Source organism: Sporosarcina sp. PTS2304 (assembly GCF_003351785.1).
GTDB lineage: Bacteria > Bacillota > Bacilli > Bacillales_A > Planococcaceae > Sporosarcina.
In genome coordinates this window covers 1,683,336-1,695,476 of record NZ_CP031230.1, presented here as the reverse complement: position 1 = coordinate 1,695,476, position 12,141 = coordinate 1,683,336, and the positions used below count along the sequence as shown (strand labels likewise).

Below are 12,141 nucleotides of genomic sequence, written 5' to 3'. Positions count from 1 at the left end.
CCTATAATCCGTCGTGTCATATTTTAAGATTTCATGACAACTGTATAGTTTGGGCTATGTTCTCTATCTCATTCTATTGAAAGCTATTGCACCTTGCTGTAAAATGTTGTAGTGATGAACTGGAGGTTATCGGTAATGCAAACTATATCCATAGCGCAAGTGTTGCTATCGATCTTAATATTTATTGTAATGTTTTTCGGTATTGGTTTCTTAATCAATATGTTATTGCGCATGACCTGGCTGATGGCCATCGTGTATCCGATTGTCGTTATTTTTATTATTGATGATGTACCGATGTTCCATTACATCACGAAGCCTGCACATGCGTTTAGTGAATTAGGTGCAAGTATTATGTCGCTTCATGTAGTAGATATTGTGATTTTATCCAGTGGTTTAGTTGGGGCGATTATCGCAGGGTTTGTTATGAAGGCTTTGCGAAGACAAGGGTATCAAATGTTTTAATGAATGGATTATTTATAAAAACATCAGCGGGCATGCCTCGTTGATGTTTTTATTTTTTTCTGAGGTAGGGGCTAGTGCAAGAATAGCAGGTATCGTTCTTGAATTTTGAAAGTGATCGGTTCACTTAGTCACTTCGGTGCTGGCGGATGGCTCCCGGGATGAGCTAGAAAAGAAGACCGCTTTTCTAGCTCATCGCTTCGCTCAAAGAATCCAAGAATACGTAATGATCGAAATTGCAATACCAGTCAAAGCCCCGAAAAACACTTCGTTCGGCTTATGGCCAAGCAATGTCTTAAGCTCTTGGATCTTCGTTTCATTATCCTTTTTCGGCCACCCCTTAATATCATCCACAAACATCTGAAAATCAGAACGCATTTGATTGATAATGACTGCTTGCTGCCCCGCCTGGTAACGAATTCCTGTTGCATCGAACATAACAATCACCGCAAAAATTGCAGACACCGCGAATAAAGGCGAATCCAAGCCTGCTTCAAAAGCAATAGCCGTCGTCAATGCCGTGACAGCTGCCGAATGTGAACTGGGCATACCGCCTGTAGAAGTCATAAGTCCAAAATCGAGTTTACGCGTCAATAAAAAATGAATAGGAATTTTAACAAACTGAGCAAATAAAATGGCGAATAACGCTGCAAGGAGCGGTACGTTCTCAAAAATAGCCAAATAATTCCACTCCCTTTCCGCAAGATAATAGGGTTAGTATACCATAAACCAACTGTCATCGTGACCTTAACGACAATCCTTGTCATTGAAACAGCGCAACTGCCTAGTCTATACTGTTAGAGGACAGCGGTAAAGAAAAAGGAGGCCATTTTTACATGATCACAGTTGAAGCATCATCCACATTACAGCAACAAGAGGTTGAACTATTGGTGATCGGAATACCTGATCATCCTGAAAACGTGAAAGAGTGGGAGACAGTCGTTGAAGCGTTCCATCCCTCTTTACCTGAATGGATTAAATCAGGTGATATTAAGCAAGAGTTTAATCAATTAACGAAAATGCCTGCACTTACTAAACGTTCATTTAAGCGCGTGTACTTTGTAGGGATAGGAAAGCAAGACCAGCTATCGGATGTGCAACTACGCGAGTTGTTCGCGACAGTAGGTAAACAGTTGCATGCTGATCGTATACGTTCAGTAGCGGTATGGACAGCCCCTTTTTGCAATGAAGAATTGACCTGTGCAGACATCGCTCACATAGCATCAGAAGGAATTAGTATGGGCTCCTATGAATATGAAGGTTTCCGAACATCTTCCAATGAAGTGGATGTTCCGCTTGAACTAGTCAGATTTATTACACATGCAAACGAACAAGAAGTAATAGCTGCAGGGAACATCGGTATGATCCATGCACACGCTGTGAACGAAGCGCGGACGTTAGTAAATGTTCCGCCAAATTTATTAACGCCGACTAAAATGGCAGATTACGCACGTGAACTCGCAAAAAGTTATGACTTTGAAATCGACGTATTAGGAAAAGCGGAAATGGAAGAACTCGGAATGGGTGCGATCCTTGCAGTCAATCAAGGATCTGTTGAAGAGCCCCAATTGATTGTCTTAAAATATCAAGCGACTGATCAATGGGAAGATGTCATTGGATTAGTAGGCAAAGGCGTCACGTATGACACGGGTGGCTACTCGCTGAAGCCGCGCGAAGGCATGATAGGTATGAAAGGTGATATGGGCGGTGCAGCGGCTGTATTGGGTGCTATGTGCATTATAGGAGAGTCCCGGCCGAAGAAAAATGTAATAGCCGTCATTGCATCAACAGATAATATGATTTCGGGAACAGCGTTTAAACCAGATGACGTCATTACTTCATTGAGTGGAAAAACAATTGAAGTATTAAATACGGATGCGGAAGGACGTCTAGTGTTAGCAGATGCGGTAACATACGCGAAGCAAGCGGGTGCAGAGTATCTGATAGACGTTGCGACGCTTACAGGCGGAGTCATTGTGGCGCTTGGCAATGATAAAACAGGGACATTAACGAATGATCAAGACTTTTACAAACAATTTGAAAAAGCAGCAGAAGAAACAGGAGAATTTATTTGGCAACTGCCTTTGACGGAAAATGATAAGAAACGAATTCGCAAAAGTCCGGTAGCCGATTTAAATAATTCGCCAGGACGTGATGGACATATGATCTTCGGCGGTGGCTTTGTAGGTGAATTTGCTGAAAATACTCCGTGGATTCACTTAGATATTGCCGGCACATCAGACGCTTCTAGTCCTCATGTGCTTGGTCCTAAAGGTGCGACAGGTGTAATGGTTCGTACGCTGGCTACATTCGTCGAGCGTTTAGCTGCAACTGATCAGGAATAATATAATCTAGGCGTTTTCCCCAAAGCGCTTTTTATCGTAGGCATACGATAAAGGGAAAGGGGGATGCTGAGATGTCGAGAAATAATTATAGAGGTGGGTACCACGGCGGAGGTGGATTTGGCGGTGGGTTCGGTTTTGGTGGACCATTTCTTGGTGGTTTGGTCGGAGGGTTTTTAGGTAATGCAATATTTCCGAACTACGGCTACGGAGGTGGCTATGGCGGATACTACCCGCCTTATTACACCATGCCATACTACCCGCCGTATTATCCATATTATCCATACTATTAAATCAAAAACACGCAGAGGAAATTAATCCTTCTGCGTGTCTTTTTCAAGTTCTTCACGTTTCTCTTGTATAGCTACTTTCAATGCGTCTGCTACAGTCAATTTTGTCGGCTTTACACCAGACATATAAGCTGCGCGTGTCATTAAGTGACCACCAATAGGGGAAGTGATGAACAAAAATGCAATTCCGAGGATCAGTTGTATACTGAAGTGACCTTCTTTCCACCAGAAGTGAAAAAATACACCAAGCAATAAACTCATCACGCCGAGCGTTGCGCTTTTAGAAGCTGCATGGGCGCGTGTATACGCATCAGGCAACCGTAAAATACCAATGACTGTGACAATCGTGAAAATGATCCCCACAACAACGAGTGACACAATAATAATATCAGCGATCAGATCCACGTTCGATGATCTCTCCTCTCTCAATAAATTTAGAGAAGGACACCGTGCCAATGAATGACATAATGGCAATCAATAAAATAGCGTCGATATAAAACGGTGTATCAAACAATATGGAGATCAAAGCAATAGCTGAAATTAACATGACGCCAATCGCATCTAGTGCAATGAGTCGGTCAGGCGTAGAAGGTCCTTTCCAGACGCGATACAGTAATCCGAGCATAGAAAGAATGACTAGCACTAAACAAACTGAATAAAAAGTGTTCATCCCCGACTCACCTCCATAATCGCTTTCTCAAATGTATTTTTAATGGACTCTATCGCTTCGTCCACATCGTCCACATCGATCGCATGGACGTACAATGTTCGTTGATCATCTGAGACATGAATAACGATTGTCCCAGGCGTCAATGTGATTAAGCTGGATAACAGTGTTATTTCCCAATCGCGCTCTAGTTCAGTCGGTAAAGCAAAGATCATCGGTTGTATTGTTGACAGGTTAGGTTTAATAACCAAAAGCAGTACCGAGATATTAGACATAATTAACTCTTTTAAGAAAATTAACGTTAATTTGATAGCCGACCAAATTCTCCATACATACAAACGTCCTCGAAAATACCGACGTGTCATGATAATCATCAACAAACCGATAATATACCCAATGATAAAGGTGGAAGGTGTTAATGAACTTGTCATGAACATCCAAACAACTGCAATAAAGAAATTTAATAATATTTGAAAAGCCATGACATCTACTCCTTTAACACCGCATCAATATAGATAGACGGATCGGTAAGTACGTTTGCGGCATCTGACATATACGGCATTAGCCATTCTGCACCTACTCCGTACGCTATCGTAATGATGACGAGCGCAACAGCAGGGATCATCATCGCACGGTATGACCCTTTGCTCGTGACGGGTAGTGGTTGTTTCAGTTCGCCCCAGAAAGCGTAAATGAAAATTCGAATTACCGATAGTAAAACGATTAAACTGGAAGCTAAAATGACTATACTGCCTATTGCGTGATCAGCTTCAAAGCCGCCTTTAACAATTAGTAATTTTCCAAGGAATCCACTAAGTGGAGGAATACCGGCCAGACCAAACGCAGCGATTAAGTAAAACCATCCAAGTGATGCGTGTGTTTTAATCAGTCCGCCCATTTCGCGTAAATTTGAAGTTCCCGTTATATAGATAATGATCCCGATCAACACAAACAGAGCGGCTTTAATCAACATATCGTGAATCAAATAATAGATTGCACCTTCCATACCGGCTGTGTTCATTTGTGCGACACCGAACAATATTACGCCTACTGCAATCACAATATTGTAAATAATAATTTGTTTTAAATCGAAGTAAGCAAGAGCTCCGATGCAACCTGCGATAATTGTTAGCAGCGACAAGACAAGCAGAAATTGATGCGTAAATGCAAGATCATGAACGAAGAATAATGTATACGTCCGGGTGATCGCATAAACCCCGACTTTCGTCAACAGCGCACCAAATAATGCTAATACAGGTATCGGAGGAGCCGCATACGAACCTGGTAACCAAAAGTAGAGTGGGAAGATCGCACCCTTTATTCCGAAGACGATCAAAAATAAAATCGCAATGACCGAAATAATTCCAGGCTGGTTAATTTCAGCTATCTTAACTGAAATATCGGCCATATTCAATGTTCCGATGACAGAATATAAATAAGCAACTGTGATGACGAAAAGGGCAGATGAAATCACATTTACTAAAATATATTTGATGGATTCTCGAAGCTGTCTTTTCTCGCCGCCTAGTACAATTAATAAGTAAGAAGCGATCAGCAACACTTCGAAAAATACAAACATATTAAAAATATCGCCCGTTGTAAATGCTCCATTGATTCCCGTAATCATAAATAGAATAGCGGGGTAGTAGAAGAATCTTTCTCTTTCCACACCAATCGTTTTAAAGCTGTACAACACTACGAAAAACGTCAGTAAAATAGTCGTTGTCACGAGTAACGCGGAGAACATATCCGACACCATCGTGATCCCAAACGGTGCCGGCCAGCTTCCAAGCGTTACGGTTTGGATTCCTTCTGCTTTCACTGTCGCGACAAGCCAACAAGAAGCAACTAGACTGAGAGCCAATCCGATCAATGTGACCACTCTTTGGATAACCACCTGCTCTTTGAAAAACAATAAAATCATCGCGAAGAAAAAAGGAATAATGATCGGAAATAAAAGAAGATTAATCATGTTCATCATTCCCTCTCAATTCATTCATATTATCTGTTTTATGAACCGCATACATACGATACGCCATGACCAGCATCACCGCTGTGACACCGAAACTGATGACGATCGCAGTTAAGATTAAAGCTTGGGGCAGCGGATCGGCAAAGTCTGTCACGCCGTCAGCGAGCACAGGAGGAGCTGTACCACCGAGTCCGCCCATCGTTAAAATAAGTAAGTGTGCACCGTGACTGAGTAAGCCTGTCCCCAAAATGATTTTCAACAAGCTGCGGGAGAGGATCAAGTATACAGCAGCGGTAAATAACACACCGATTACAATCGCAAGTAGTAACTCCATCAGTCATCTCCTCCAATCGATTGAATAATCGTAATGGCCGAGCCGACGACTACTAAATAGACACCGCTATCAAATAACATTGCTGTATGAAGTGATGTCGTGCCGAATAGTGGCAACGTGAAATCGTCAAACGCATGTGTGAAAAAGGGGACATTAAACGCGATAGATCCTGCTGCCGTGCCTAGTGCCAGCAATAAACCAATAGCTGTTACGATCGTAAAGTTAAATGGCAAAATTTGCTGAATTGTTCGCAAGTCAAAAGCAAGCAACAATAAAACAATCGCGCCTGTTGTCAACAGTCCGCCTACGAAACCTCCACCAGGTGCGTAATGCCCCGTAAAGAAAATGTGAATCGAGAATAAGAAGATGATGAAAAACACGACTTTGGCTGTAGTTTGTAAAATCACATCATTTGTTTTCATCAGTAGTCTCCTTTCTCGAAACACGTAAACGTATCATTCCAAGTACAGCAATTCCTGCAATTGCAAGTACCGCAATCTCGAATAACGTATCAAATCCACGGTAATCCACGAGAATGACGTTAACGATATTTCCGCCACCCGCTTCCGTTGCGACTGTATCTTTATAATACTGCGATATCGAAGGAATCAGCTTTTGTGAGTGACTGGATAACGCGACCAGCGTCACCATCACACCGACACTCAAGGCAATTATAAAGTTTACTACTTTCACTTTTGCGGTTTCTCCATGAGAGTTCAAAGCTGGTAGATGTTTGAACGCCAGTAAGAAGAGAGCGACAGAAACTGTTTCGATTACGAGCTGGGTTAAAGCTAAGTCCGGCGCTTTGAAAATAACGAAGAAGAGGGCGACAGAATAACCGACACCACCTAACGAAATAATCGCAGCTAACCGATTGTTGGAAAATACTACGAATCCAACAGCCAATACCAAAATAATCGCATTCAATATACTATAAAGTGAAATAGCGGCAAAACTAGTCATATCAATAACGAATGCATCCTTGATAAATAACACAGCAATGATTGCTACGGAAAGAAACGCAAAAATATACAGTAAATACGTGCGAATCACGCCATCCATATACAATCGAGATAATCGGTTCATTCCTCGATCACTTCCGCGCATCAAAGCATCATAGCCTTCATTCAATGACAATTTGGCAGGTTGAATATTATACAACGGCTGCCATTTTGGAATAGTGACGTAAAATAAAGAACCAACTGCAATAATTCCAATCGTCAACCAGAGAGCTGTCGAACCGAAACCATGCCAAGCCTGAACATGAACATTCACGGTCTGCGGGTTTGCATACAATGTAGGTTGCACAGCCATCACAGCAGGTTTGATGATCCACTTGCCGACAAGATTTGGAATGAAGAAAATGATAAGTACCAAGCTAGCTAATATCATAGGAGCAAGCAACATCCCGATCGGTGCTTCATGCGGCTGTTTTGGTAACTGTTCTAATTTCTTCTGACCTGCAAACGTCTTTAGTAAGAAATATAAACTGTACGTAAATGTGAATACGCTTGCAATCCATGCGACGATTGGGAATAAAATCCCCCATGTATCAAAGTTGAATAATTCGAAATGCTGAAGCGCCACCATAGAATCTAAGAACATCTCTTTACTTAGAAATCCATTAAATGGCGGTAAGCCGGCCATTGACAATGAGCCGATCAAAGCTACAGTGAAACTTAACGGCATAATACTCATCAATCCGCCGAGTTTCCGAATATCTCGGGTACCGGTTTCATGATCGATAATACCGGCAATCATAAATAATCCACCTTTAAAGGTTGCATGGTTAATCAAATGAAAGATGGCTGCATAAGTTGCTAATGCAAACACGGCGTCCGTCGTATGATAGGAAATTGCACCTGCACCAAGCAACGACATAATTAATCCGAGCTGGCTGACGGTGGAGAATGCCAAAATGGCTTTTAAATCTGTTTGTTTGATGGCGAAAAAAGAACCCCAGAACAACGTCAGTAAACCAATGCCGGTTACGAGCCAAATCCATATAGACGATGTACCGAAAATCGGGGTAAAACGTGCAACCAAGTAAATACCCGCCTTTACCATTGTAGCCGAGTGCAAGTACGCACTAACCGGAGTAGGCGCTTCCATAGCGTCTGGCAACCAAACGTAAAAAGGAAATTGTGCAGATTTTGTAAATGCACCAAGTAGTAGTAAAGCTAACGCTAACGTAAAGTACGGCTCATTCACTAATTGAGGTGCCTGAGCGATTAGCTCGCGAATAGAGAATGTATTCCCCATAATACTAAGCAACGCAAAGGCCCCGAGCATCATTAACCCGCCAAATACAGTAATCATCATTGACTTCAATGCACCAAAACGTGATTTGTCACGCGTGTACCAATAGCCAATCAACAGGAATGATGAAATGGACGTCAGTTCCCAAAATAAATACAGTGTAATCGTATTGTCTGATTGAACAACACCTAGCATAGCTGTCATAAAGATAAGTAGATAGACGTAAAAACTGCCTAAATCTTCTTTTTTCTTGTCCATGTAGAAAACAGAATACAACACAACTAACGAACCAATACCAGTAATCAATAGTGTAAATAATAAGCTCAGACCATCTATGTAAGAAATAAATGTAATTCCCAATGAAGGAATCCACTTTAGTTCAGAAATAGCATGACCACCATCCATCATTAGCGGTATGAAGCTAAGGTAGTAGATGAACAACGCAAGGGGGACTAGTAACACAATCCAACCCGTATGTATTCCCTTCAGATATTTAGCAACAAAGGGAACAAGGAGAGCGAAGATCACGGGTAAAAAAATCAATAACACGAATTCCAAAAGAATCCTCCTTCCATACAAGTTCTGTACATGATAAAAGTCCAACGGTGTATGTTTGGACGTATTTGTTAGTATAGCGCAAAACATTTTAAATTGCATAGACGACAATTGACCAATTATTGCTTTATTCGACTTCCTTCTTATATTATTAGGAGTGTAAAAAATATTTTTGAGGTGTCTTATGAAAAATCCATATTTGTTCGGTTATTTACCTTTTGTGACGATCGTGTTGTTCAGTTTGACGTTCGGCGTTTACAGTGTAGGAGAATCAACCGTCTTTTTTAAAGAAATTGGTTTATATCAAGGAATGCGTGAGTTTCTATCTGATTTTCAGTTGCGTATCTTTTTATTAACGATGTATACATTGTTGTTTTTCATGGTTTTTGCAGCGCTGAAGTTAATTGCAACAACTATCCACGAAACGGCATTATTATTCTTTTTACGAAAAGAGGCAGATGCGTCTTATAGCGCTACGAAATCAGGAGCAGTCATTTATTTTCTTGGAGCGCTTGCTTCTGCTGCAGGTATTCAATCGTGGAAGACACTCGTTCTTATTTTTGTCATCACGTCTTTTATTTATTTTATTTATGTGGTGTATAAGTTAAGTCCGTTTATGACATTGACTCATACGGTCGGCTTGATCTTTTTTCAAATCATTGTATGGAGTGTTTTGTTAGCTGTGCTCGTCTATATTTTAATCCGCTTGTATAATGGATTATTGGCTAGTATTCCGTTAGCTAACCCTATCAAATGAAACTCCTCTTTAAAATTATTTGCAGTTAGTTTGTTTTCAGTTGTTGAAATTTAAAAAAGGACTATGCAGAAAGTCAGTGGTGTCTGATTTTCTGTGATAGTCCTTTTCTTGTGAAGACAGATTATTTGATGGATTAAGGTTCTGAAAGTTTAGAGAGGCCGCGCTCATAGAATTGCCACTTCCGCTCATAGCGAGAGTGCTTGCGCTCATAGAATTGCCACTTCCGCTCATAGCGAGAGTGTTCGCGCTCATAGAATTGCCGCTTCCGCTCATAGCGAGAGTGTTCGCGCTCATAGAATTGCCACTTCCGCTCATAGCGAGAGTGCTCGCGCTCATAGAATTGCCACTTCCGCTCATAGCGAGAGTGTTCGCGCTCATAGAATTGCCACTTCCGCTCATAGCGAGAGTGTTCGCGCTCATAGAATTGCCACTTCCGCTCATAGCGAGTTACTCGCGCATCGTAGCTGAGAATGCACGAAGGTGTAATTTTTGATCTCGTATTGCAGGGATGGGGGTTGGTTTGTCATATCCGATCCATACCGCAGATGTATAGTGATCGTTCATCCCGATTACCCATAAATCTTTGAAGGCATCTGTTGTGCCTGTTTTCGCTCCGGTATAGTTTGTCGAATAGGTAATACCTTTACCTGTACCGTTTCGTACGACATCCTGCATGAGGGAGCGGATGCTTTTAACTGTAGAGCCGGACCAGATATTTTTCGGTGATTCGTCCCATTTGTATAAAAGATTACCGTCCAAGTCTTTTACAGCGCGAATCGCATGGGGGGGGGAATACATACCGTCCAAGAAACTGGTTGTCGCACTAGCTAACTCCAATGGCGTGACTCCTTTTGAAAACCCGCCTAGTGCAGCTGGATAGCTATAGTCGTCTTCTGATACATGTTGAAAGTGAAAAGGTTTCAAATAAGCGAAAGCCTGTTCTATACCAACGCGCTGCAATAAGCGAACAGCTGTCGTATTGTAACTATTCGTAAATGCTTCGCGAATGGATGTTGTGCCAAATTGATAGTTTCCGAAATTTCGCGGGCAATAGCCTTGTATACAAATATTACTGCTATTAATTGGCGTATCCGCATGGAATGGACCGCTTTCAAAGAATGGCGCGTAAACGAGCAACGGCTTGATTGCGGATCCAGGCTGGCGAACGGCTTGGTAAGAACGATTAAAGTCCGTTTTCTTATAGCCTGCGCCCGCGTACAAACTGACAATTTCGCGCGTATTATTGTCTATAATTGCAGCGCCTGCTTGTACCCCACGATTGCCGATAAGTGCTGACAACCTATTTTCATCATGTTGCTGTTTCGTTGGATTTAGCGCTGTTTCAATGATCAATCCTTGTCCAGTGATTTCATTCGCTCGTTGAGTAATCACTTGTTGCCAGCGCTGTTTTTCCTCAGGTGTTTTTGATTTTGCTAGAGAGGCTTCTAATCCTTCAGAACGTGCAATCAATTGTTTAAGTTCATCCAAGACATACGAACTATACATAGGAAAATCTTGTTCTTTTTTCTTCACATGCAGCCGAATAGGCAAGTGTATGTATTCTTCATATTGCTCTTCTGTAATGATTTGCTGTTTGACAAGCACGTTCAGCAGACGTTCTTGACGTTCCTTTGTCCGATCGAAGTGTTTCAATGGATCATAAAGAGCAGGGTTATTCGGAATTGCAGCTAAAAATGCAATTTCCCCTTCGTTTAATTTTTCAAGAGGTTTGCTGAAATAGTAAGTGGCTGCTCCGCCTAATCCATATACGCGATGTCCGAAATACATTTCATTCAAATACATTTCTAAAATATCGTCTTTAGAAGACTGTTTTTCCAATTCAGCAGCTAGAAATAACTCCTTAAATTTCCGCTCATATGTTTTCTCGGTAGTTAAATAACGCATACGAACCACTTGTTGAGTAATCGTGGAGGCGCCTTGTCGTTTATCATCTGCCGCCGCATTGATTGTAAATGCACGAATAATAGCCGCGATATCATACCCTCGATGTTCATAAAACGTACGGTCTTCACTTTGCAAAAATAGTTGCCGTGTGAAAAATGTCATATCTTTCAAATCTGTCGGTCGTCGCCATTCGACGTACTCTTCAGCAAACATTTGTCCGTAGCGGTCTTTCATTTGTACAGGTGCTACAATAACGGGGGCTTGCAGTTGCACGGCTTCCCGAATATTTTCGTGAAGAGTTTCCGTTTGTACCGCTTCGGCTTGTATTTTATTTTGAATAAATAATAAGAGTGGAACACAAGCGATCGTTATCAATAAACCGAGTAGCTGCCTCAACAGACACCCTCCTTACCCGTGAAAAATTCAAATTGTATTGCATGAAATATAACATGAATTTCCAAAGAATGAGAGAAAACAGAATTATTAAACCGATGAGCTATTGTAGATCTCATACGTAAAACGTTATTTGCAAGTAAAATAAGAATCGCTTAGTCCTGTTATTTATCACAAAAAAACTGTGAACAAACACGTATAAAACGGT

14 protein-coding genes are annotated in these 12,141 nt (G+C 41.5%); 5 read left to right on the top strand and 9 right to left on the bottom strand.

Features of this window, described 5'->3' with window-relative positions; translation table 11 throughout:
• Positions 1–135 precede the first annotated feature (135 nt).
• Positions 136–462: a YuiB family protein gene (locus tag DV702_RS08075; protein WP_114924297.1), complete on the top strand. Its 327-nt coding sequence runs from the start codon at positions 136–138 to the stop codon at positions 460–462.
• Between the two features lie 201 nt (positions 463–663).
• Here DV702_RS08075 and DV702_RS08070 read toward each other — a convergent pair whose 3' ends face one another.
• A complete protein-coding gene (locus DV702_RS08070) occupies positions 664–1,140 on the bottom strand; it encodes a divergent PAP2 family protein (RefSeq protein ID WP_114924296.1) in 477 nt (158 codons plus the stop codon).
• Between the two features lie 155 nt (positions 1,141–1,295).
• Between DV702_RS08070 and DV702_RS08065 the strand changes: the two genes are divergently transcribed.
• Entirely contained in the window at positions 1,296–2,804 is a 1,509-nt protein-coding gene (locus tag DV702_RS08065) for a leucyl aminopeptidase (RefSeq protein WP_114924295.1), read from the top strand.
• 71 nt (positions 2,805–2,875) lie between these two features.
• Positions 2,876–3,094: a hypothetical protein gene (locus DV702_RS08060; RefSeq protein ID WP_114924294.1), complete on the top strand. Its 219-nt coding sequence runs from the start codon at positions 2,876–2,878 to the stop codon at positions 3,092–3,094.
• Positions 3,095–3,115: 21 nt separating this feature from the next.
• On the opposite strand, the gene mnhG is transcribed toward DV702_RS08060, so the two are convergent.
• Genes mnhG through DV702_RS08025 form a run of 7 tightly spaced genes read right to left on the bottom strand, consistent with a single transcriptional unit; the run spans position 3,116 to position 8,881 of the window.
• A complete protein-coding gene (mnhG, locus tag DV702_RS08055) occupies positions 3,116–3,496 on the bottom strand; it encodes a monovalent cation/H(+) antiporter subunit G (protein ID WP_114924293.1) in 381 nt (126 codons plus the stop codon).
• A complete protein-coding gene (locus DV702_RS08050) occupies positions 3,480–3,761 on the bottom strand; it encodes a Na(+)/H(+) antiporter subunit F1 (RefSeq protein ID WP_114924292.1) in 282 nt (93 codons plus the stop codon). Before DV702_RS08050 ends, mnhG begins: the two co-directional genes overlap by 17 nt.
• On the bottom strand, positions 3,758–4,240 hold the full coding sequence (locus tag DV702_RS08045) for a Na+/H+ antiporter subunit E (protein ID WP_114924291.1): 483 nt from the start codon (positions 4,238–4,240) through the stop codon (positions 3,758–3,760). The genes DV702_RS08050 and DV702_RS08045 overlap by 4 nt, the downstream gene beginning before the upstream one ends.
• Positions 4,241–4,245: 5 nt before the next feature.
• The gene (locus tag DV702_RS08040; protein WP_114924290.1) at positions 4,246–5,730 is read right to left on the bottom strand and encodes a Na+/H+ antiporter subunit D; all 1,485 of its coding nucleotides are present in this window, start codon (positions 5,728–5,730) and stop codon (positions 4,246–4,248) included.
• Complete coding sequence (locus DV702_RS08035) at positions 5,723–6,064, bottom strand: Na(+)/H(+) antiporter subunit C (RefSeq protein ID WP_114924289.1); 342 nt, start codon at positions 6,062–6,064, stop codon at positions 5,723–5,725. Before DV702_RS08035 ends, DV702_RS08040 begins: the two co-directional genes overlap by 8 nt.
• Positions 6,064–6,486, bottom strand: coding sequence for a Na(+)/H(+) antiporter subunit B (locus tag DV702_RS08030; protein WP_114924288.1), 423 nt, complete (start codon positions 6,484–6,486; stop codon positions 6,064–6,066). Before DV702_RS08030 ends, DV702_RS08035 begins: the two co-directional genes overlap by 1 nt.
• Complete coding sequence (locus tag DV702_RS08025) at positions 6,473–8,881, bottom strand: Na+/H+ antiporter subunit A (protein WP_114924287.1); 2,409 nt, start codon at positions 8,879–8,881, stop codon at positions 6,473–6,475. Before DV702_RS08025 ends, DV702_RS08030 begins: the two co-directional genes overlap by 14 nt.
• A gap of 181 nt (positions 8,882–9,062) precedes the next feature.
• Here DV702_RS08025 and DV702_RS08020 point away from each other — a divergent pair, with 181 nt between their 5' ends.
• Both DV702_RS08020 and DV702_RS16810 read left to right on the top strand, forming a co-directional pair.
• The gene (locus DV702_RS08020; protein WP_114924286.1) at positions 9,063–9,635 is read left to right on the top strand and encodes a YufK family protein; all 573 of its coding nucleotides are present in this window, start codon (positions 9,063–9,065) and stop codon (positions 9,633–9,635) included.
• A 172-nt stretch (positions 9,636–9,807) separates the two neighbouring features.
• Complete coding sequence (locus DV702_RS16810) at positions 9,808–10,128, top strand: hypothetical protein (protein WP_162805750.1); 321 nt, start codon at positions 9,808–9,810, stop codon at positions 10,126–10,128.
• Here the strand turns inward: DV702_RS16810 and DV702_RS08010 are convergent.
• Positions 10,083–11,936, bottom strand: coding sequence for a transglycosylase domain-containing protein (locus DV702_RS08010; RefSeq protein WP_114924284.1), 1,854 nt, complete (start codon positions 11,934–11,936; stop codon positions 10,083–10,085). The two genes, DV702_RS16810 and DV702_RS08010, sit on opposite strands and share 46 nt — an antisense overlap.
• Positions 11,937–12,141 lie beyond the last annotated feature (205 nt).